The sequence below is a fragment of the Natrinema sp. 74 genome (assembly GCF_046097095.1).
Taxonomy (GTDB): domain Archaea; phylum Halobacteriota; class Halobacteria; order Halobacteriales; family Natrialbaceae; genus Natrinema.
Genome location: NZ_CP175700.1, coordinates 24,367 through 46,852, shown reverse-complemented (window position 1 = coordinate 46,852; position 22,486 = coordinate 24,367). Strand labels below are relative to the sequence as shown.

Annotated in this window: 13 protein-coding genes; 12 read left to right on the top strand and 1 reads right to left on the bottom strand. The window is 54.3% G+C overall.

Annotation, left to right across the window (positions count from 1 at the left end; translation table 11 throughout):
* The first annotated feature begins 44 nt into the window (after window positions 1-44).
* Together ACJ70B_RS21390 and ACJ70B_RS21385 are read left to right on the top strand one after the other, a co-directional pair.
* Window positions 45-3,008, top strand: coding sequence for a DEAD/DEAH box helicase (locus tag ACJ70B_RS21390; protein ID WP_408960805.1), 2,964 nt, complete (start codon window positions 45-47; stop codon window positions 3,006-3,008).
* A gap of 599 nt (window positions 3,009-3,607) precedes the next feature.
* Window positions 3,608-5,050: an ATP-binding protein gene (locus ACJ70B_RS21385; protein WP_408960804.1), complete on the top strand. Its 1,443-nt coding sequence runs from the start codon at window positions 3,608-3,610 to the stop codon at window positions 5,048-5,050.
* Window positions 5,051-5,653: 603 nt separating this feature from the next.
* Here ACJ70B_RS21385 and ACJ70B_RS21380 read toward each other — a convergent pair.
* On the bottom strand, window positions 5,654-7,012 hold the full coding sequence (locus ACJ70B_RS21380; RefSeq protein WP_408960803.1) for a cytochrome P450: 1,359 nt from the start codon (window positions 7,010-7,012) through the stop codon (window positions 5,654-5,656).
* Window positions 7,013-7,319: 307 nt separating this feature from the next.
* Here ACJ70B_RS21380 and ACJ70B_RS21375 point away from each other — a divergent pair, with 307 nt between their 5' ends.
* The 10 genes from ACJ70B_RS21375 (at window position 7,320) to ACJ70B_RS21330 (ending at window position 22,401) form a co-directional block, all read left to right on the top strand.
* The gene (locus tag ACJ70B_RS21375) at window positions 7,320-8,291 is read left to right on the top strand and encodes a hypothetical protein (protein ID WP_408960802.1); all 972 of its coding nucleotides are present in this window, start codon (window positions 7,320-7,322) and stop codon (window positions 8,289-8,291) included.
* A 423-nt stretch (window positions 8,292-8,714) separates the two neighbouring features.
* Window positions 8,715-8,960, top strand: coding sequence for a hypothetical protein (locus ACJ70B_RS21370; protein WP_408960801.1), 246 nt, complete (start codon window positions 8,715-8,717; stop codon window positions 8,958-8,960).
* Window positions 8,961-9,036: 76 nt separating this feature from the next.
* Window positions 9,037-9,438 (top strand): pilin, encoded by a 402-nt coding sequence (locus ACJ70B_RS21365; RefSeq protein WP_408960800.1) that lies wholly within the window; start codon window positions 9,037-9,039, stop codon window positions 9,436-9,438.
* A gap of 31 nt (window positions 9,439-9,469) precedes the next feature.
* Window positions 9,470-11,224 carry a hypothetical protein gene (locus ACJ70B_RS21360; RefSeq protein WP_408960799.1) on the top strand — a complete coding sequence of 585 codons (1,755 nt, stop codon included), beginning with the start codon at window positions 9,470-9,472 and terminating at the stop codon, window positions 11,222-11,224.
* On the top strand, window positions 11,221-12,078 hold the full coding sequence (locus ACJ70B_RS21355) for a hypothetical protein (protein ID WP_408960798.1): 858 nt from the start codon (window positions 11,221-11,223) through the stop codon (window positions 12,076-12,078). Before ACJ70B_RS21360 ends, ACJ70B_RS21355 begins: the two co-directional genes overlap by 4 nt.
* Window positions 12,079-13,287: a hypothetical protein gene (locus ACJ70B_RS21350; RefSeq protein ID WP_408960797.1), complete on the top strand. Its 1,209-nt coding sequence runs from the start codon at window positions 12,079-12,081 to the stop codon at window positions 13,285-13,287. It begins immediately after the preceding gene.
* Between the two features lie 6 nt (window positions 13,288-13,293).
* Window positions 13,294-16,584 (top strand): VirB4 family type IV secretion system protein, encoded by a 3,291-nt coding sequence (locus tag ACJ70B_RS21345; RefSeq protein WP_408960796.1) that lies wholly within the window; start codon window positions 13,294-13,296, stop codon window positions 16,582-16,584.
* The gene (locus tag ACJ70B_RS21340; RefSeq protein WP_408960816.1) at window positions 16,577-17,704 is read left to right on the top strand and encodes a hypothetical protein; all 1,128 of its coding nucleotides are present in this window, start codon (window positions 16,577-16,579) and stop codon (window positions 17,702-17,704) included. Before ACJ70B_RS21345 ends, ACJ70B_RS21340 begins: the two co-directional genes overlap by 8 nt.
* Window positions 17,694-20,762: a type IV secretory system conjugative DNA transfer family protein gene (locus tag ACJ70B_RS21335; RefSeq protein ID WP_408960795.1), complete on the top strand. Its 3,069-nt coding sequence runs from the start codon at window positions 17,694-17,696 to the stop codon at window positions 20,760-20,762. The genes ACJ70B_RS21340 and ACJ70B_RS21335 overlap by 11 nt, the downstream gene beginning before the upstream one ends.
* Window positions 20,763-21,129: 367 nt before the next feature.
* The gene (locus ACJ70B_RS21330; RefSeq protein ID WP_408960794.1) at window positions 21,130-22,401 is read left to right on the top strand and encodes a hypothetical protein; all 1,272 of its coding nucleotides are present in this window, start codon (window positions 21,130-21,132) and stop codon (window positions 22,399-22,401) included.
* Window positions 22,402-22,486 lie beyond the last annotated feature (85 nt).

The window sequence follows — 22,486 nt, the reverse complement described above, 5'->3', positions numbered from 1 at the left end:
CCAACAGTAGTTTCATCACATATTCTCCAGAATGACAGTAATCAATGGGCTACTTTGCCGATTATGCTGATCAGATCGATTTTCAGCAGTTCGGCTCGGAAGGTATCAAAGGGGTTCGTTCCTGCCAAGCAGGCGGGTTCTGGGGTGTAAAGAGTCACTTCACGGCATACGAAGATGAGCCAGCGCTAGTGTCGATGCCGACTGGTTCTGGGAAGACAGCACTGATGATGTTGCTGGCGTTTGGGCTGAGTGAGAAACAAGTACTCATTGTGACCGCATCTGACGTGCTTCGTACCCAAACTGCAGCGAAATTCGAACGACTCGATGGACTGAGGCAAGCCGGCGTTGTTGATGACAAACTCGAGACACCCTCTGTTGCAACAGTTACCTCAAGGGTCACCGACGAGGAGATGTGGGACGAGCTGGATGAAGATGTTGTAGTTACTCTCCCTCACAATATTAGCAAGGTCTATGACTCAGACCAGTATCCAAATTCTATTGTCAGTCCTCCCGAGGAGAAATTTGATCTTGTCTTTTTCGATGAGGCACACCACATCCGTGCTCCCAGCTGGATGGAGCTACTTGAGGCCGTAGACAATGCTAAGCGAGTTCTATTGACCGCGACTCCATTTCGCCGTGACCGGCAGACGCTACCCGGTCGGATGGTGTATCACTATCCCCTGAGCAATGCGATGGAAGAACGGTTGTATCAGCCACTGTCTTTGACTGAAGTCTCGACGTATCGTGCTGACGATCCTGATCGCAAATTGGCAGCAATGGCAGCTACCAAGTTAGCAGATATTAGAACGGACTATTCCAGCGCTAAGCTTCTAATACGATGTGACCACATCGATACTGCTCGGGATCTGGAGACGATCTATAGTGATCAGGACTTGGAAGTTGAGGCAATTCACTCCGATCGCACCTCCAAGCAAAATGCGGAGACAATCAGCGCACTTCGAGAAGGAGATATCGATGGAGTCGTGGCTGTTGGTATGCTTGGTGAAGGGGTTGATATTGCTGATCTGAAGGTTGCAGTGCTTCATCAGCCCCCGAAGTCGTTTGCGTTCACACTCCAACTCATCGGTCGTGTCACTCGACCTGCGGAGAATTCAGATGTCGCTGCAACAGTCATCGCTGACCCAGACAAGTTGCGTGAAGCCGGGGTTGATGATGTCGTCAAGCGATTGTACCATGAGGACGCAGGCTGGCGGCAACTTGTTCCAGAACTCGTCGACAAATACATCGAGACGAACGTAGCAGCGACTACTGCCGGACAAGATGCGCTCCGAGGAGTCAATGAGCAAGACCTCCAGCCATACCGAAGTACTCGGCTCTACGAGAGTACGGAGTCTGACGTCGACTTGATATCTGACATTTCACTTGACGACGACACCATCGTCTACAAACTGCCCCGATCCGATGAAGTGTTTCTTGGGCTGATCACCGAGCAAATCGATAAACCGACCTGGGGAACCAGAACCCCGCTGGAATACCGAGAATATGATCTCCATCTCTACTACTATCACGATGGAACCGAGACCCTGTTTGAAGCTTCCTCATCAGATGAGCTATCAAATCGTATTCGTAGCCAGATAGTATCCGATGAAATCGAGCTATACGGCGGTGAATCGCTCGTCCGAATGCTGCAGGCAGAGGTCGATATTGAATACCAAGTCGCAGGACTAGCCAACGCACTGGGGCCATCTGGTAGTCTCCCTTCCTACAAAATGTATCTTGGTGACCGGGTGGAAGGAGCTGTGAGACAAACAGATGCACAGGCCTTCGCCCAAGGCCATGCAGTTGCAGAAGTTGATGAAGAGATCATTGGCATTAGCAACGACCAGGGACGAGTGTGGTCCACGGGTAGGGAAGGAATTGATGATTTCATTTCGTGGTGTCAGGAACTTGCGGGCAAACTTGAGAGATATGAATTTGAATCTGCCGCACCTAAACTTGGGTTAGGCGAGATTAGTCGAATCGACGAGTTCCCCGCAGAACCAGTATACGGGACTCATAATCCTGCGCTTCAGCAACTCAATATTGAGATTGATACAAGCGAAGTATATGAGGAGGGTGGATGGCAACCTATGAAGGAGTCTGCTCTGAGGGATATAAACTATCAGGCCGATGAGCCCGCTGCAGTCGAATTTTCCTATACCCCTGAAGAGACAGCGCAGTCGCTATCTGGTACGTACAACATTGCGGATAATAAACTGACTGGACAACTCGCTAATTGTCAATTCAGGATAGATAGTGGAGACAAGATCAGTAAATTGACCGGGGAGGTGTTTTTCAACCGTTATCCGTTGTACTTCTGTACCGGTGACGGGACCCTAGTCTATAACGGGCGTGGACACAAGGTCAAACAAGAACTCTCAAAGGTTCCATCGAGTTGTTTTGTTGACGAATCGAAGATCGATTGGTCAGGGTGTGCTACGTGGGGGGAATACTCGATTGATGACGATGACACCGATGGCGATGGACTCATCCATGTTCACGCTTGGGTAGAGGACTTTATCGAAGGAAACGGTGAGAGTGAGCAGGTCCTATTCCGTGATCACTCGAGCGGTGAGATAGCAGACTACGTCCAATTTGAGCCGTCGGAAAAGCGAATCAGTCTTTATCACTGTAAGGCGTGCAAAAAGGGCAATAAGAGTGGTGCTCGTCTCGAAGACGTTCGTGATGTCGTTGATCAGGTATTCCGGAGTATAGCGTGGATCAGGAACAGTAGGCTTCCAAAGCGGATTCGCTACCGTCAAGAGAATACTGGTGTCGAGGGATTCAAACTGAATGAGGAAGCATTTGATGAAATCGAAACAAAGTTTCAGCCGAACGAGTGGAATTTCAGAGTGTATATCGTACAACCGGGACTGGACCATGACAAGGCCCGGTCGTCGGATAACACCAATACTCTACTGCTGACTTGCAAGGAGTGGTTAGAGGCGGTTGATACTGAACTATACATCATTGGCGATCCCAACGATCAGGTCGTGGAAGTATCCTGAGGACACCCACTTTTCAGGTTTGATATCGGATTTTTACGAGACTGTCCTCGTAGCGTCTGCTGGCAGGGGATACAGTTCTCTTTTGAAACTGACTGCTATACGCTAGTTTATTCTATAGGACGGTGGATAGAACACAACCCAGGAACGTTTCGCGTCATTCGCAACCCAACCTCCCTGGTGTTCTGATCTACTGCAGCGTGTCATAGAATAAACCACGGGCTTCTGTTTACCTTCGATACCAGTCGTAACTGACAGGGCGGAGTAGCAGTAAAACCAAGCAATGAGACGATTTGAGGTTGGAGATCGGGTTCGAGTCGATATTCCGGATGAGGCTGACCCCGATCATGAGCGTCTCCATCGAAAATACGGTACAATCGTCGAAATATTTGAAGATGACGCTGGCCAAGAAACAGGAGATCCACGTGACTCGCATCTGTTCAGCGTTGAGATTGATGAGGGCACAATCGAACACCTGCGGTGGAGAGATCTTCGACCCGCCTCAGATCCATAACTGCCTGCGCCTACCTACGAAAGAATTAATGGTTCAGACGCACGCGCCTATAATCACTATTATTTGACTGTATAGTGACCATCTCTGTATGTCAACATCGACACGAGAATTTGACTTGAACATGGAGGAAGTCCTAGAGGCGTGGGGGCCAGCAGACGCAGCCCGCGAAATCATCGCGAACGCCCTGGACGAGGCAGCCCTCACGGACACGGATGATCCAGATATCTATAGCGACAACGGCACGTGGCATATCCGGGACTATGGACGCGGATTCCGGTACGAGCATCTCACCCAAGCTGAAGACGAAGAGAAGCTGAATAACCCCGACAAGGTGATCGGGAAGTTCGGTGTTGGGATCAAGGACGCAATCGCGACTTGTCACCGTCACGGGATTGACATCACGATTCATTCACCTCACAACACGTTCACGGTGAAGGAAGCCCCGAAACACGGGTTCGAAGAAATCGAGACCCTTCACGTTGAGATCCACCCGCCGGAGAAAGACATCGAAGGCACAGAGGCCGTACTGGATGGTATCACGGACGAGGATATTGAGACGGCAAAGCAGAACTTCATTGGTTACACTGACGCAGAGCTACTGGAACAGACCCGATTCGGGGATGTATACGAAGTCCCGGAGAACGAGGATGCGTCAGTGTTCGTGAGCGGTCTTCGTGTTGCGTCAGAGCCGAACTTCCTGTTTAGCTACGATATCACGAACACGACGAAGAAAATCAACGACGCGCTGAATCGTGAGCGGTCGAACGTGGGGAGGACGGCGTACTCGACGCGAGTGAAGAAAATCCTGCAATCCTGTGAGTCGGAGACTGTTGCATCGCGATTAGTCGATGATTTGAACGAGTTCGTGACTGGTGAGACGCACGACGAATTGGACTGGAAGCCGGTGCAGGTCCACGCGGTCAAGATCCTGAACGCGGAGCGGGACGTCGTGGTGGCGACACATGACGAGCAGAACCGCAGTCAAAACTTGTTCGACAATGCTCGCTCAGACGGCTATGAGGTCGTTACTATCCCGGACCGAATCAAGCCGGACATCGAGGACACCACTGACGTCAACGGCGATCAAATTCGGGGAACTGAAGAATATCGTGAGGAGTTCAGAGAGTCATTCAGCTACGAGTTTGTGGACGAGGATGATCTTACGGACGAGGAACTGGAGATGTGGGAGTTGCGGCACGACGTGTTCTCGTGGGTTGCACTGCCGGGTGAGGGGTGGGAAGCGAAAGTTTCGGAGTCACTGCGGACAACAGATTCCTCGAGGATGGTTACCTGTGAACACGACGAGGAGCTGATTATTGTTCATAGAGATATCTTGGCGTACGATACGCAGAATTATCTCCGTGATTTGCTGGATATTGTTGCATTCGCATATGGTGGGGAGGCATTCCACAGGCCGATGCTGGCGGACATCGCAGGTGCTGTCAGTGCTGAGTTGATTGGAGCGGCTGGACAGGCAGACGGCAATCCTGTATTCCCCGGAGAACAACAGGCACCAGAGCCGGACGAATAGCACCGCTACGGACTCAGCCTTTCGGACTTTTCTACTATCACGTATCGTGAACGAGTATTCTATCTGGTGAAAGCCAGCAAACTACTGAGTGACTGCGTATCTTCGAGTAGTGATTAACCAACGATATTGCTGACGCCGGCGATATGTTGGTTAACACCTACACTGCTCATTCATCCGTTTCGTTGAGTTCTTGGTACTCTGCTTCACCGTTGAGAATTTGCTCACCGAACTCAGTGAGACGATACGCAGGCTCCTCCTCATGTCGCTCGGCAAGTTCGTGATCAGAAAATACTGGACAGCGCTGAGAGGTCCATTGACGACTGAAGCTCGTATTGATCTCGAGATTCTTTTCTGTGTGCCAGACCTCGTATTTGCCTAAGTTCTTCGAAGATGTATGGGTTGGCAGGTACTGCCCAATTAACTTCTCGATATATTGAATACCTGCATTGCCGTCCGAAAAGATGTGTATATACCCCGATGAGTTTTTTGTATATAATATTAGGTAATAGAGGGATAAGACCGAATCTGCTGATCGTCATGCCACTTGGCCCAAGAAACACTCCGACTTCAGTTGTGTTGCAGTTGATGAGCGATAGTCTCTGCCTATCGTTGCCGAAGCCGCATTGGGAGGCCGTTCTTTGTCTGCGTAGTGATCTCTGGTTCGATCGTGATCGTCGGATCTTCACCAGCCCACTCGAGATCCCACTGTTGACCAATTGTCGCCAGCACCAGCGTTGCCTCGAGGCGAGCAAATTCCCGACCGATACACGTCCGACGACCACCACCGAACGGAATGAACGCGTGGTCAGCGAGTTCTTCTTCGAACTCATCTGTCCACCGCTCTGGCCGGAATGACAGGGGATTGTCGTAGAACCGCTCATCACGATGAGCTGAGATAACGGACAGATGGACTTCCTCGCCAGCTGGGATTTGGTAGCTATCGACTTGGACATCTCGAGTCGTTTTCCGGGGAATCGTATGGATGGGGGGATACAGTCGGAGGGTCTCGGTGACGATTCGGTTTGTGAGGTCCAGGTTTGCAATGTCTTCCGGTGACGGTGGTTCACCCCCCAGAACAGCGTCGAGTTCGTCGTGGAACGCTTGCCGGATGTCGGGATTCATCGCCAGCGAGTACCAGGCGAATCCGAGCGCCGCGGCGGTGGTTTCGTATCCAGCAAAGATCATCGTGAGCATTTGGTCTTCGACTTCCTCCGTGCTCAGATGGTCTTGGCCACTTGCTTCGCGTGCCTCGTGGAGCTTCGATAAGAGCGTCTCTTGGTGGAGATGATTCGGCTGTAAGCTGTTCGCTCGTTCCGAACCCGTACTGTATTCTGCAAGCAGTTGCCGAACTTCCGTTCGGAGACGCTCTACTGAGTTGCCGAACTCCCGTCGTGATGGTGTCGGAATCCAGTTCGGTAAGAGCCAGGACGTCGGCGCGAACCATTTATTGAGTCCATCCGATGCTGCACGGAGATCGCCACCTTCCCCCGGTGGCAATTCGCGCCCAAAGAGTGTCGCGAAGAGGATCTCTATTGTGAGATCCTGCATCTCTGATTCTATATTTCGAGTCTCGCCTGGCTCCCACGTAGCGAGTCGTCGTTGTGTAGCGTCGACCATATACTCGCCATATCCCCCGATTCGATCCCGATGAAATAATGGTTGGAGGATTCCTCGCTGGCGACTCCACTGCTCTCCCTCTGTCGACAGCAATCCATTGCCAAACACCCGCTGAAAGTCCGCGGTCTTTCCGAATGCATCGATGTCAGTCACCAGCGCTTGTTTGAAATACTCCGGATGGGCTAAGACATAGACGTCGACGCTAGGAAGTTCCATCCGATAGAGGTCTCCACATTCGTTCGTCGCGCGGTTAACGAACTCAAACGGACTTCGAGCAAAATCCAGCGTATGCCCGATCACTGGGTGTCCTGAGGGTGCAGGAGGGCGACGACCGTTCGGATCCATAGTAATTCATCCATGCAGAACACAAATAAATCCACTGTAGATCCACACTCAACTGGCAGTTATACATTTATATAGTAGACTCAGATATTAGGGTTAATTATAGCAGTAATCAATAAAGCTAAATAACTATTGGATTAAAGGTAGAGATGGGAAATCCATCATGGGGGATACAACAGTGACTGGAAATATACGCCGAGCAAGGAACCCCCTTACAGGCGAAAAACTCGTTGTCCGGAGTGTTATCAATGAGACAGTTGACTCAGCGCGTCTCAACGTTTTACGAGCCATGGGAGAACTCTCGAGCCCCGTGGTACAGACTGTTGTTGCCCAACAGGCCGATATCTCCCGGCAGTCTGTCTCTAATCATCTTGCGGTTCTCCGAGACCGTGGGTTTGTCAAGGAACCTAACACAGAGATTGAGCTAACTGCTGGTGGCCTCTTGCTCTTGGATGTTATCGAGAGTTGTCTTCAGACGGTCTCGGTTGAGGAGCTATCGTTCCTGACTCGTTCCGACCATCCGATTGGCGTGTTAAGAGCACTTGAAGGACAACCATACCGTCTGAGTGAGCTAGAATCAGCAGTAAGCAGTTCCCCGTCACGGCCCACAATTGGGCGTATCATCAAGACCTTCACAGAGTATGGCTGGAGCCAAGACAATGGGGGGAAACAGCAGATCACACCTGCCGGAACACGTGCCCTGAATGCCTATATTGACTTGGCGACGGCAGTTGAGCAACTCATAGAGAAAGCGCCATGGCTACAGCGCCTCCCGAAGGAAGATGCGACCTTTCCAATTCCGGAATTGGCTGACGCTGAGTTGATCATTTCTACCCCTACTCGCCCCTCTTCCGTACTTTGGACAGCTCTCAAGCTCTATGACCGACAAACAAGTCGCTTTCGGGGGTTTTGCTCTATCTTTAATCCAGTTCTGTTCCACGCCTATCGAGGATTGCTTGAACTCGGCATTGAATGTGAGGCTATCCTTGACTTGCCAACTTACGTCGAAGCCGCCGAAAACCCTCAAACCCAGTATGTGGTCCACGGCTCGACGTATAGCAACTACCAGCCCCTGGTCCTCGATCGTGCGCATACGCTCGGTATCGGGATTTACGATACTCGCAAGGTCGCTATTGGAGCGTACAATGAATCCGGTAGTGGAAAGCATATTGCGATGATTGTCACTTCTAACGAACGACTCGTCAAATGGGGAATCAACTTGTACGAGTCCTATCGCGCGCAAGCTCGATCTGCCTCTGAACTGGAGCCAAAGAGGGTATAGAATTCATCAGACGCCAGTTTATCGATTATATTCGGCCCACAGAGAGAGTCATCTGAGAATTAAATAATAGTACGAATTACATACATATTGACGGTGTAAACGCCAGTGAAAATATAGTTATCCTCCTTAAAATTTCGATTGGTGAGAACCAGTGGAAAAACATCCAATGGAGATAATTCAGGACCGACACGCTCGAGAAGTACCCTCACTCCTCTCCAGTTGGCTCAGTGACGGTATCGATGAACTCCTCCAGTTCAGCGTTCGAGTCACGTGGTTGCTGATTCATCGAGGCTCTGATCGAAACGGTTACTCTGCGATTAGAACCCCGAACGACAAGGTCCTTGTCTCGAATTTTCGCAAATCAGTAACTGGTCTGTGAGTAAGAAAATGGTGAAACGAACTACCACGACGACTATTTCGGTTATGCCCGCCGATGCCCTGTTCCTCAGCTGGGCGACCGGTATCAACGCATCGGGACTATTCCGCGAGGCACTCGCCGAGCAGATGGCGTATCGTGACATTGAACGAGACAGGCTCGTCGCACTCATCGAAGAAGCACTCCGCGACGACGATCGTGACCTCGACGACCTGATCGAACAGACCTCGTGCTTCGAGGACCTTGAAAACCTTCTCGACACACCAAGCGTCAACTCAGTTTCCCATGAGTAATCATTCATCCTCCGCGGCAACTGAATCGTCTAGTGAACACCCTGCTACCAACGAGAAGTCCCCGACGTCTCGTCAAATGAGACCGCGAGTGCAGTTGCTCTTCACCTCTGTTCCACCACAGCTTGTCTCACTCACAATTGGACTCCTCTTGTTAATTGTTGCAGTCGGTCCAGCGACCGCTCAAAGCGATGTCGGAGACGTTTACTGCGGCACCGGTGTCGAGACTGGTATCGGTATTGTTTTCGGCGCTGTTGCTGGTCTCGGGCTCCCTGCAACTGGTTTCTATGTTGGTCGAGCTGGCCTCTCGTACATGCGTGCTGGCGGGAACCCTGAAAAGAAGAACCAAGCCAAAGAGAAGCTCGTAATGTCGGGTATCGGATTCGGCATCATCGTCCTCGCATTGATCTCACCGGAACTTATCGACAAAGTCGGCGGTCAGATGGGATTCGGCTTCTCTGACTGCGTGAAACCGTTCTAATACGGCAGACAAACCGGTTCACCGAAATCCAATGACCACGTCACGTGTGATCGTCATCGCCGTCGCGTTCCTCGCCGTAAGCGGAGGCGTTGCGAGTCTGACTGCAGGTGTCGCTGCAGCTGACCCAAACTCGAGCACGGCGATTCCTGCGGACGGACCTGATTACGGTGTAAACGAAACGCGGTTCCCACTGTTGTGGTCGGAAGACATCGATAAGGGGGACCGCTCAAGTGAGGAGTTCACGGATACCGTTTCTTCTGACGCGGAATTTTCCGCTCGGCTCGCAGGGTCGACGGATGTCCCGTTCGAAGAACCAGTTGAAGCCGTCGAAACCTGGAACAGCGGTGACGTCCAGGATTTCACCCCTGGGAATGAGAAGACGTCAGTTCATCCTGAGGGAGCACAACTCGAGGACGGACGCTACATCAGAGATGCGTACGCGAGCATCTTTGCAGTCCAGCCGTCGACGGTGTTGCATTCAGGAAACAACTCGACACAGTACATCGCTCCAGACGGTGAGGTCCTCGCGATAACCGATTACCGAGTGCGTGTTCCAGATGACGATACCACTGGCTCGGTCCGCGATCAGTGGTCGATTGCTGAGACAGATATTGAGAGTGTCGAACTACGGATAGACGGTCGAGTACTCGAGTCCAATGACGATCATCGCTCCACTCTCGAGTACAGTGGGCTGTCGGGGACACAGAACCTCTCCGTGAACGTTGCCATCTCCGTTCGCCTTCGCCATGAAATACGAACGTGCGATGATTACGACAGTGAGGAAGATTCCTGTGATGAGTCGTGGGAGACTGAAACGGAGAATGTGAGCGAACGAGTAACGGCAACCGAATCCCGTCAGACGGTCGTTACTCGGATCGACAATAGTGACGGGAAGCGCGTGACGTTCGAAAGCGACGAGAATCGCACTGGTGTCGTCGTACATCCGGGTACTACGTGGGCAGCAATCGATGTTGACAGTACCGCTCGTCTTCGGGGGAATTGGCGGTTCTACTCTGCGGGAGTAGACGGCTGGCACACGATGGTGTCCCAAACGGAAAGGGACACTACCCGGACGAATTCATCCGTCCGCCCAGCGCAAATCCACGCCGTACCGACACAGAAACGGCCAGATATGCCAAGCGAGGCGACGGATACTGCTGAGCCACCGTTAGTTATCGAAGAAGCCTGGGGAGGTGAACAAGACGGCCCCTCCCTCCCGCACGAGATCGATATTGCGACTGTTGATCGCTATGTGAACGCAACGTCAATCGCCGTCCAATCGGAGACGCTTCCAGCAGCGACCTTTGACGAGGTGACCGTTCACGGTATCGTTCGTGGCCAGTCGCAGTCCGTCTCGATCAACGACGACGGAACCGTTCGCGAAACGAACCTCGAGTTGACGGTCCTCAAGGTGAACTCGTCAGGGGCCCTCGTTCAGGCAACTGTCACAGAGAAGGCGACCGGTGATCCGATCACAACCGGCCGGGTCGAAGTTGGGAATCAGTCCACTACTGTCAACGCTAGTGGAATGGCCGTTCTCGAACTCGAGAATCGGCCGTCTGTAGTCGTTGATGGGCAGTACATTCCAACGGAGTGGTGGCGCGCGAATCAACTGTACTCCGCAGCGGAGGACCGGGCGAAGATCCCACCGAAATATCCCGGTTTCCAGAAGATCGTTCAGTTGATTCTCGTAACACTGCTCTGGTTTCTGCCGGTCGCTCTGGCTGTCTACGGTTTCGACTACCTGTCCGGAGGCACGTTCCTCGGACTTACAGATCAACAATGACAGAAAATTCCAATACGGATGGCAGTCGTATCGCTCGCAGGTCAGTCCTTGCTACCCTCGGCGTTAGTACAGCCACTCTTGCTGGCTGTGCGTCAGGGTCAGACCCCTCAAACAATAGTACAGATGGGAATGGAATCAGTGCTGAAGACAGTGACGTCTTCACGTCCGTCGAGATAGCGGAGGAGAGCCTCGAGATCGAAGTTACCGATGATATGTCGGTTGAGTTCATCAACCTCGTCGATCCAAGTGGAGAGCTGTACGATCAACAGCGTCTCGAGAACGGCGAGACCAAGACATCATTCGAAATTCTTGGCCGATATGAAGATGACTTCTCTACTGGAAAATACGAGCTAGTCGCCCTCGATGGGGACGATCAGGTCGATACAACGACGCTCACGCTCGAGGCTAACTGTACAATCACAGATGTCCTGTGGGCGGCAGAGAATCCCGACATGGAGTGGGAGAAAAACTCGCCTACTTGGGAGACATATGCGGCAGTCGTTATTGAGAACACAGGGACGATTCCATCGTTGCTCACTGAATTCGAGTGGGAAGATGCTCCAGTTGCTCGACTGCAATCGAAGGAATCCCAGTCATACTACCATGAGACACGCTTACCGCCAGGGGAGACTACAGTTCAATCAAAACGTCCTGTCTACCGAACTAGAAACGCAGTTAGATCACTTGACTGTGGAGAACTCGGCACAGAACCGATGACAGTGACGGCTGTCGTACAGGTAGGTGGAGATTCATCCTATACTCAGCAACTCCGCTATGATGGTGATCAGTCGTGTGAGCTTTCGATTGTAGAAGGCAGTCCAAATGAGGGGATGTCTAGCGAGGGTGAGAGTTGAATGGGATGGCTTCAAAACGAAGTTGAGAATGCGATTGAGAACGTCATCGAGGATTTCACTAATGCGCTTCTCGGCCTTGTCAATGACATTTATGAAGCGATCTTAGGTCCGATCGTTGGCGTTCCAACCCCTAAATCGGATTCGGGGTATATGGTTGTCGGAACCCCGGACAATGCGCCATGGGAGAGTCTGTACCAGGACGTATATCTCTCATACATCATGCCGCTGGCGATCATGCTGTCGGTTGTCGCCTTTGCGTTTGTTGGACTCCGGGCAGGTTCGATGAGTGAGTACCGGCGAAAACAGCTCCTACGACGGCTTGGTCTCGTATTTATGGGAACCTTCGTCTGGTTTCCACTTGTCTCGATCCCGTTGCAGTTCATCGACGCAGTCGGTATGACGATTGCCCCAATCGACGAGATGTCTGCTGGACTCGGCGGCCTCATCCAATCCTCGCTTGGGGGCGTGTTCACTATTCTTGCGATGGTCGTCATATCGAATTTCTTCTTAGTTATCGCAGGATTTGTCGTCGCTCTTCGGTGGATCGCACTCTGCGTCTTGACGCCGATCATGCCGCTACTGGGCGTCCTCTGGTCGATGGAAGTCTGGCCGTTTAGTCCCGCAGCAAACATGGCACGTCAGGCTTCAGGAATCTATCCAGGCTTAGTGCTTGCTGGGATTCCACCAGCCATCCTCTTCCGAATCGGCTGGGAAGTCGGTGGTCTCGAAACCTCCGTTGATGGACTTTTTTCGTTGTTCATCGGGTTGACGCTGATCCCTGCGGCGATTATCACGATGATCATGACGGTCTACTGGAGTAGCCCGGCGATACGGACCGTCGCACAAAAGGGCGTCTCGGCAACGAATCCTGCAGCAGCCGCATCCGGGGCTGCGAAGGCAAAACGTACTTCTGGAAAGGCTGTCCGGGGGGCCCGAAACGTCCATCGAGGATACGCGAACAATCAGGTTGGCGCAGTCACGAAGAGTGGCCAGACGACGCTCGGGGGTGGCAACTCGAAAGCCTATCAGCTCGGATCGTCAGCCCGCTCGACGAAGGCTCACGCTGGGCGGTACAACAACCTGCGGAAGTCGAAGACGGGCCGTATGCGAGACAAAGCCGCCGATGACGCTCGTAGGGCAACACAGAAGACATCGACTCGAGCAAAGCGCGGGCTCAAGAACACGAAACAGAAGGTCTCACGGTGGTGATTCCGTATGAGTACGAATACAGCTGATAGCGAGTATAGTACGAGAAAGATCCATCAGTCATTGGGCGGTACTACGGCGTTCTTCCGAGGGTACACGATTGGCGAACTCATGCTGTTTCTCGCGGTGGCGTTCGTCACTGTCGTTGCAGCGACGTTCGTCCCTGCTGCACTAACGATCCCGGTACTGGGATTCGGGATTATGCTCACGATCCTCCTGTTCTTGCTCCATAAGGTGAAGCCCAGATATCTCTGGCTCACCGAGTGGCTCGCTGCTCGCTTCGGTTGGGCGATCAAGAACAAGGAGTATACTCACGGTGGTGAGGACAACAGTGGGGTTCGGTATCTGACTCGCTTACAACGGGTGTACCCCCACGCTGTCGAACGAACAGATGGTGCACTCGTCGGAGCGATGAAAGTCGAACCAGCGAACATGGCTCTCGAGGACGACGATGCATGGGCGAAGGCTGTCCAGTCGCTTTCTGAGTTCGTTAACTCGACTGTGGACTTCCAAGTGAAGATCTATATCACTAGCCGAGAGGTCGACGATGACAATGTCGTCCGTGCCCACCAGAACCGACTCGGTGACGCTGATGTCCGGTCACGACCGGTCTTGAAGCGGCTTCTCAAGAAATATGTCACCGCAAACACGACTGAAAGCGGAGACATCGACTCAGAGGCGACAACGATTCGCGAGTACTACCTCATCACTGCAGTGAACGATGACGATGTCGAACAGTTCGACAAGACGGGTGACAGCGTCCTCGCCTATCTCGCAGCGATACCCATGTTAGGTCGACTCTTCGACCGATTCCAGACCGATGAGCTGACTGACCCTGAGCGTGAGCGACTCAAAGAGGAGCACCTCGAGTCACGACTCACACAGCTCCGACGCGGCGGCTCGTCGCTCTACCAGTGTTCAGTTAGCCCGGTTGACGCATATGACCTCGCTCGGATCACGAAGGAGTACTGGTCGTGTCAGTCCGAGGAGTACGCTGATATCACGGATACACTGGGTACGTTTCCGGTCGTCTCCCACGGGATTAGCGATGGCGTTCCAGCAACGCCCGACCCCAATGACGTCCTCGATGCAATGGACGAACAGATCAGTACGCCGGAACCGGCCTCGGACGATCGTACTGAAGACAATATCGACGAGGATCTTTCGATTTCCTCCGGCGATCGGTTGCCAGATACGTCGACGATGCACCAGTCGGTTATCGCCCCGACGACGGTCGATTGGGAGACGACCTACGCCGTGATCAACGACGAGACGTACGTCCGTACGTTCTGGATCGAACAGTTCCCTGAGGAACCGTCGGATGGCCTCCTCGAGCGTCTGTTGCTCGAGACCGACCTTCAGACGGATATCAGTATCCACCTCGACCCGTTCGATAGCCAGTCGGCCCAGGACATGATGGCGGACTGGATTTCGGACTTGAAGATCAATCAGCACGACTCGAACAGCCTCAAATCCGAGGATCTTCAGGACGATATCGATCAGGCGAAGTACATGCGGTCGCTCGTTCGTGCGAACAAAGCGTCGTTCTACCGCGGTGGCGTGTTCATTCGCCTCGCCGCTGACAGCGAGCAAGCGCTCGACAATCAGACGACTCGCTTACGGTCGATCGTCAAGGATGCCCCGGCGAACTGTACGCTCAAGGTTGCAAGCCGGTGGCAGGAACGCGGCCTCGCAACAGTGTCACCGCTCGGGACGAACGAACTCGGTCGCGATCGGATGTCCACACTGACGAATCAGGCGATCGGCGCGATGTTCCCGTTCTCGTCGAACTACCAGATGATGGACGACGGCATCGAATACGGCTATCATGGTCACAACGGCTCCCCCATCCGAATCAACCCGTGGGAACTCGAGACTGGGCATAGCGAACTCGTTGTCGGAATGCCGGGTGCTGGGAAGACATTCGGCGACATCATGCGCCACCTTCGGATGATGAAACGGCGCAACGACACGATGCTCGTCCTCGTCGATCCAGTCGGCGGCTTCCGTGGCATTGCGGACGCTTTGAACGCGAAGACGATCACCGTCGGCGGCGACACGAAGCTGAACCCGCTCGAGATCCGAGAGACGCCACAGCACGTCCTCGAGTCCAGCGATGGCATCTCTCCCCTCTCGGCGAAGAAAGACGAGGTCTACGCCATTCTCGAGAACTTCCTCGACGCTCGTGATATCGACCTCGGAGCTGAGACTGGTGTCCTCTCGTACGTCATCGACGAGGCCTACCGACAAGCGGGGATCGTCGGGGATGATGTCTCGACGCATACCTCGAAGAACTCACCGACGATGCAGGACGTTCATCGGATTCTCTGTGATATAGCCGAGAATCCAGATGATCACAATATTGCGGCATCCGAATCCGCTCGCGAGCGTGCTGCACAATATGCAGACGAACTCGCAATCGCGTTTCAGCCCTTCCGAGAGGGCGGTGCCTACGAAAATCTCTCACACCGCTCGGAGATCAATATCCTCGAGGGCGACAACAAGGTCGTCTACATCGATCTCGGTCAGATCGAGGGCAGTGCATCAGGAATCGACCGTCAGACGTTCCTGATGCAACTCCTCCTCTCGATGATCTATCAGCAGGCGAAGAACACCCAGCGGAACGTCGAACTCGCGATTGACGAAGCGCACTACCTCTTCGAAGACCAGGCCAACCTCGACTTTCTCGAGACGGCGTTCCGTCACCAGCGCCACGCTGGCCTTCGAATGGTCCTCCTCTCTCAGACAGCCCAAGAGTTCTATGAGACCGAGCAGGCCGAGAAGATTATCGGGATGTGTCCAATCAAGGTCTTTCACAAACTGCCCGATTTGGACGACGAGACAGCCGACAAAATCGGCCTAACAGAGGAACAACGTCGGTACGTTCGACGGGCTGATGCAGGGAAGGAAGACCTCGGATACAGTCAATCGCTTGTTCGCGTCGAAGAACACGGAACGTATCCGCTGCACGTCGTTGCTGACGACTTCGAGAAGCGCGTCATCAACTACGAACCCGACGACCGGACATTCATCCAGCAGGCAATTAGCGACCAGCCCGAAGAGCTCGTCGACTTCGAACAGTTCGTGAAAAATGAGGCGCGGATGAACGCACTCACCAGCCGCTACGGACTCTGCGAGACAGAGGCAACTCGAATTCTCGATAGTGGCTTCACTGAGGACGAGATCCTCGAGGCGATCGTCGCGACCGCGCGGCAGAGCGACACGATGGAGACATCCACTCTCGCCGACGGCGGTGACGATGCAATATGGTTCGACGAGGAGGTGAATGACGATGGTTAGCTGGCTGTTCAGCGGCGGTCCACAGTACGACGCAACACGGGTAGAGTTCGAAGAGCCGTTTGTCCAGCACCCGGAGAGTGCGCCCGGTATTCTGCTCAGAATCCGGCCCTTTAAAGAGAATCAGGGAGTCGTCGACGGTGCTGGACTGCTCCAGTCGGTCCACGACGTGACGACGAACTTCCGGGGGAAGAACACGAGCGACCATCACACCTTCGAGGTCTGGTTCGACGAGGGGAAGATCAAGTTCTACATGCACGCCGCGACCGAGGCGGCCGCCGACAAGTTCCGCCGTCGTGTGGGTAACAACTACGCTAACAGCGAAGTATTCCCCGTTGAAGGAGGGTCTGCCTTCCCCGTCATCGAGCGCGACGAGTACGTCGCCGGTGCGTGGCTAGAGATGGAGAAGCTCCCTTATTACCCGATTCGCCACCACAACAGCGAGGAGTGGGAGACGGATCCATATGGCGAGATCACGAGCGAGATGCTCTCTCTCGACGACAGCAAAGTCGTTACCCAGGTCGTCTTTCGACCGGCGAAACAGTCCTGGACCGGTGGCGACCGGTTTAAGCACAACAATGTCGACGACCTCGCCCACGCGCTCCGCCAGGGAACGTCGGTCGGCTGGCTCAATCCCCGCACGCGGCCAGCAAGCGAGAAGGACAAGCAGGCGGCGAAAACTATCGAGCAGCAGCGCGGCCAACAGGCATTCCACGTCAACATCCGTGTGGTCGCAATTTCAGTAGATAAGGACGAAGCCGAGGCCCGTGCCCGTGGGGTGGCCGGGATGTTCAGAAAGTACTACAACGCGATCACCGAGCAGGGTCTCGACGATACGCCGGTGTGGCATCGGAAGGAAGCCAAGCGTGCGAGTCAGCTCAAACAGCACGTCACCCGGATGGCCGACCGCGAGTGGACCGACCGGCGGATGATTATGACTGTCGACGAGCTCGCTGGCGTCGCACACATCCCGAACAACGAGATCGAGACGCCGAACATCGACTGGCGCTACACGCAACGCGGTGACCGCGTGCCCGCCGACGCAGGCCAATACGAACCGCCCACCGACAGCGGAGATACCAACGAACGCAACGCCGACAACAGAGGACACAATGGTATTTGACCGATTCTTCAACCGTAGCGACTCTCAGGAGTCGCCTTCCCCGTCCGAGAAGGCCTTAGAAGACGAGGAAGTAGATTCCAATTCACAAACTAACGAAGACGAGCGTTCAACGTCCGATTCACTATCGACTTCCCAAACCCGACTCGGCGAGACATACAATATCCGTGAGCGAGACACGGCCTACGTCGGTGGGAAGTCCGTCATCACTGAAACGGCCAGTGAGGGCACTGTCGCAGGTTCGCACGTCCGCGAGATGTTCGAATCAGGTGTCGACACCTCGTCTGCCCCGCTCTGGATTGGCTACGACGAGGACGCCCAACGTGGATTCCGTGAAGCACCGCTTCGCTTCGAGTCGCTGTTCCGGCATATCTGGATTACGGGCACCACCGGATACGGGAAGACCACAGAGTTGCTGAATATGATGGTCCAGTGGGCGTATGCAGGCTATGGTTTCGTATACTTCGACCCGAAAGGTCGTGACTCCCGCGAACTCCTGCGGAAACTCCCCGAAGACCGTCTGGACGACGTCGTCTGGATCGAACCTGGATCGTCAGAACACGATAAGACGGTCGGGCTGAATTTCCTCGAGATTCCCGATTGCAACACCGAAGAGGAACGCGAAAACGAGATCGAGAATCGCATCGAGAATCTAAAGGCGATCTTCGATACGGACGAATACTGGGGGATCAACATGGAGTCGATCACCGAGTCGATGGGCCGGGCGATGATGCAGTCCGAGAAACCGTTCTCGGTGATCGATATGTACTTCACACTGTTGAACGCCGAACGGCGCGAGGAGTTTGCCCTCGACGTCGACGACCCCTACGTGCGCGAATTCTGTCTCGAGATTGCACGGATGGACGACGAGACAGTTCGGCCCCTGCTCAAGCGGATCAAATCGTGGGTCGAAAATTCGGTCATTCGGCGAATCATTTCCCATCGCGAGAGTACGATTGACTTCCGCGACATTATCGACAACGACCGGATTGTCATCGTCCGCACGCCCGTCGAGAATACGGACATCAAGAAGATGGTCACGCTGGGCCTGATGCGGAACCTCTGGAGCGCCATTCAACAGCGATCGTACGAACGTGATACTGACCCAAACCCCTACTTCGTCCTCTGTGACGAATTCGACGATATCGCGAGCGACAATCTCGATATCGAGTCGATGCTCGCCCGTGCCCGGTCAATGCGTCTCTCCGTGACGCTCGCCTCCCAGTACCCCTCGCAGTTCGACGAGGACACGCGCAAGGCAATGCAGAACAACTGCGACAACCTCATCGCCTTCTCGGTGAACGACGTCGACGACGCCCAGCTCTTGATGAAGCGGTTCCGAGACTACACGGCGGAAGACCTCATCTCAACGGACCAGTATCAAGCCTGGACGAAACTGCCTCTTGACGGCGGTCGGTACTCCGAACCAGTTCTCCTCAATACGTTTCCTCCGTATCCACCGCTTCGGTCGACTGATGCGGTCGACGACATCATCGAGCAGAGTTTGGATCGCTACGGGACCGATCCGTTAACTGACGCTGAAATTATGCAGAACCTCATCTACAGTGACGCCAACGAGGCAGCGAACCCGACGAAGATACTGGATGAAACGATGGCAGCCGCGGTTCGTGCAGTGCAAATACGAGAGGACGTACGGACGGAAAACGGCTGGGTAGATGTCACCGCCGTCGACGAGGAACTCTCTGCCCGTCTTGAGAGGAATCACCCCGACATTGACTATGAGTACGAAGACTTGCCGGACGTGCGTGAAGCGTCGCGGTTGATCGAGGTCGATCTGAAGGAGGATGACATCGTGACTCGGCTCACTGACGAAGGAGAAACGACAGTCCAGCCTGAGACAGGTGCTGTCGGATCAGCAGGGGGAACGAGCCACGATGCAGTACTCATGGATACCGAAACGGCACTCACCGAACGCGGGTTCAGTGTCGATATCCTCGAACAGGACGGGAGCGAGCAACCCGACGCCACCGCGACCCACCCGGACCACGACGACGTGTTCAATATCGAGGCCGAGACGACGACACCTGACCGGCCCGCAAAAGTCTTGCAGAACCTCAAACGAGCACATGAAGTCGACCGGATACCGCTCTTCGTCGTCCGTCCTGGTGACTCCGACACGAAGTGGGCCAAGCGAATCGAGAACATCCTCTCGCCGCCGCTGCAAGAGCGGGCCGACGGCACCGAGCAGTTCTATAATCGTGACGAGATCGTGATGTTCGGCGGTGGTGCGACCGCTCACGGTGGAGTAACCGCAGTTCGGCCACACACCGCAGACACAAATCGAACTGTCTGGACACGCGATGACGACGAGCGCGTGCTTTCAGACGGCGAAACGGAGTTCGCCCGCATTCCAGACGAGGGGACGCTCTCTAAAGACAGTGTTCCGTCCTACTATAGCCACGATCGAGAAACCGGCCAGTACACGGTCCACAAACCTGGAGAGACCTGCGTCTATGACTCGAAAGACGGCTTCGAAGCGGATTGGACGCCGATCAAACGACCGTTCATTCCCGATGTCGACCTACCAGATGCAGACTATTCGCGTGACAGCTATATCGTGCTGATTCTGCCAGCTGACGGTAGTCCAATGCTTTTCCGGCATGGAGAGACGTATGCGCTGTCTGAGAACACTGACCCCGAGGAGCTATGGCCGGATGATTCCACCAGTGATTTGGGCCGGGTCGAGATTTCGACAACCGGCCTTGGCGGGGATGCTCCGTCAGATGCTGATGCATCTGATTCGCCATCGAAAGACGAGTCGGTGAACATCGACCCGGACGGCGACGGTGTTGAAGCGTTTACATCGATGTACGTCAGGCAGGCCGATGAGGCCAAAGTTCCACAGGATGATCTGTTTCAGGCGTACGCCACCTGGACTGACCAGCACGATATCGACGGGACAACCAAGGGCTGGTTCACCCGGAAGCTGCGGAACGTCGTCGACCTCGATACCGACCGGTCCAGAGTGGACGGTGACCGCGTACAGTTCTACATCGGACTCACCCTGACAACAGAGGGGAAGACACTCCTCGACCAATGATATACACCAGAAATATGATATACTGTAATAGCGATTCTAAGGGTATTCCTGTTCGATGGCATCTAGTCTGCGATTCTCTCCGAAATAGCCCCTCACACAGCCAGAATCCAGCATTTGCTTCACCTGTCCACGCAGACTGTCCATCCAAGGAATCTCCACGGACACAGCTGTCCACGCAAAATCGCATGACGGGGGTGCTGTCCACGCAACATCCCCGACCAAAACCAACTAGTATACACTGGGTTCCATCCGCAGAACGATGCGGGGACAAGGAGATCGGACTGCCTATCGATTATCGGCAGTTGTTTCGAGGTTATGATATAGTTTGTTCGGAGGATTCAGTCGGTGGTCCTCGGAGAGATCAACGATGAGTTCTGACAGCTCAATCGACACAGCAGCGCTGCCAGCTAGCTTGCGAGAACGCGAGCAGTGGGTATGCTGGAAAGAAGAAGAGCGCGATGGTAAACCGACGAAGATACCGGTGACACCAGGGACGGGAGCATTCGCCTCGTCGACGGATCCAGATACGTGGGCCAGCTTTGAGACAGCACTCGAGTACGTCAAAACAGGGAGCGCTACTGGCGTTGGCTTCGTCTTTACCGACGATGATCCAATTGTCGGCGTGGATCTCGATGACTGCCGCGATCCCGAGACCGGGGACGTCAACGACGCGGCGCTGGACATCATCGAACGACTCGACTCCTATACGGAGATTTCACCATCCGGAACCGGCTACCACGTGCTCATCACCGGAGAATTACCGGAGGGCCGAAACCGTCGCGGAAGCTTCGAACTGTACGATACCGCGCGCTTTTTCACTGTCACTGGCGACCACGTCGAGGAGACACCAACCCACGTCGCGCGCCGACAAGATGCGCTCGTGGCGCTCCACCGCGAGTACGTCCAAGACACTGATAGCGATGTGAAGGCCGAGTCCGGGCAACGTGGCGCTACTGACGACCAGTCAGAGACGAACGGTGGAGGCGGGGTTGACGTTGACCTCGAGGACGAGGAGCTCCTCGAGAAGGCAACGAACGCGTCGAATGGGACGAAGTTCGAGCGACTCTGGAACGGGAACACGGTCGGATACGACAGTCAGTCGGAAGCCGATATGGCACTGTGCTATTTGCTGGCGTTCTGGACCGGCGGCGACCACACGCGGGTAGATCGGCTCTTTCGCCAGTCAGGGCTGCTCCGGGAGAAGTGGGATGAAGTCCACTACGCCGATGGGTCGACGTACGGAGAGAAGACCATCGAGCGAGCGATTGCGAACACCTCGGAGTTCTACGATCCAGACTCCGGAGACGAGTCCACGCAATCCCACGCCAGTTCGGGTACGTCGACTACCGATGCCGGACGTGACGACTCGAACCGCAGTCGCGCATATCTGACCGAGAAGAATCGGCTGTTAACCGATCGTGTCGACGAACTCGAGGCAACGCTCGAACAGAAGAATGAGCGTATTAAGACACTCAAAGCAGAGATCGAGCGTCTCACGGCCGAACTTGCAGATCGTGACCGAGAGACAAATCGGACTCACGAAGAGCACACCGTGGATGCTGGTGCGGACGATGACAAGTCCGAGGCAACGTCCGTGTGGAACCGGACGAAACGGTTGTTCGGGAGTGGCTCAAAGTAACGCCGAGACCGCCACGTAGAGTTTCTCATCCCGGAGAGGAGTGACGGAATTTCGAACTACCTGGAGCAACGTACGCCTTCTGAGC

Coding starts and splice junctions, on each gene's coding strand:
- ACJ70B_RS21360 (WP_408960799.1), top strand. CDS start 9,470: ATGACCACGTCACGTGTGATCGTCATCGCCGTCGCGTTCCTCGCCGTA.
- ACJ70B_RS21330 (WP_408960794.1), top strand. CDS start 21,130: ATGAGTTCTGACAGCTCAATCGACACAGCAGCGCTGCCAGCTAGCTTG.
- ACJ70B_RS21380 (WP_408960803.1), bottom strand. CDS start 7,012: ATGGATCCGAACGGTCGTCGCCCTCCTGCACCCTCAGGACACCCAGTG.
- ACJ70B_RS21365 (WP_408960800.1), top strand. CDS start 9,037: ATGAGACCGCGAGTGCAGTTGCTCTTCACCTCTGTTCCACCACAGCTT.
- ACJ70B_RS21340 (WP_408960816.1), top strand. CDS start 16,577: ATGGTTAGCTGGCTGTTCAGCGGCGGTCCACAGTACGACGCAACACGG.
- ACJ70B_RS21350 (WP_408960797.1), top strand. CDS start 12,079: ATGGGATGGCTTCAAAACGAAGTTGAGAATGCGATTGAGAACGTCATC.
- ACJ70B_RS21335 (WP_408960795.1), top strand. CDS start 17,694: ATGGTATTTGACCGATTCTTCAACCGTAGCGACTCTCAGGAGTCGCCT.
- ACJ70B_RS21345 (WP_408960796.1), top strand. CDS start 13,294: ATGAGTACGAATACAGCTGATAGCGAGTATAGTACGAGAAAGATCCAT.
- ACJ70B_RS21390 (WP_408960805.1), top strand. CDS start 45: ATGGGCTACTTTGCCGATTATGCTGATCAGATCGATTTTCAGCAGTTC.
- ACJ70B_RS21370 (WP_408960801.1), top strand. CDS start 8,715: ATGCCCGCCGATGCCCTGTTCCTCAGCTGGGCGACCGGTATCAACGCA.
- ACJ70B_RS21385 (WP_408960804.1), top strand. CDS start 3,608: ATGTCAACATCGACACGAGAATTTGACTTGAACATGGAGGAAGTCCTA.
- ACJ70B_RS21355 (WP_408960798.1), top strand. CDS start 11,221: ATGACAGAAAATTCCAATACGGATGGCAGTCGTATCGCTCGCAGGTCA.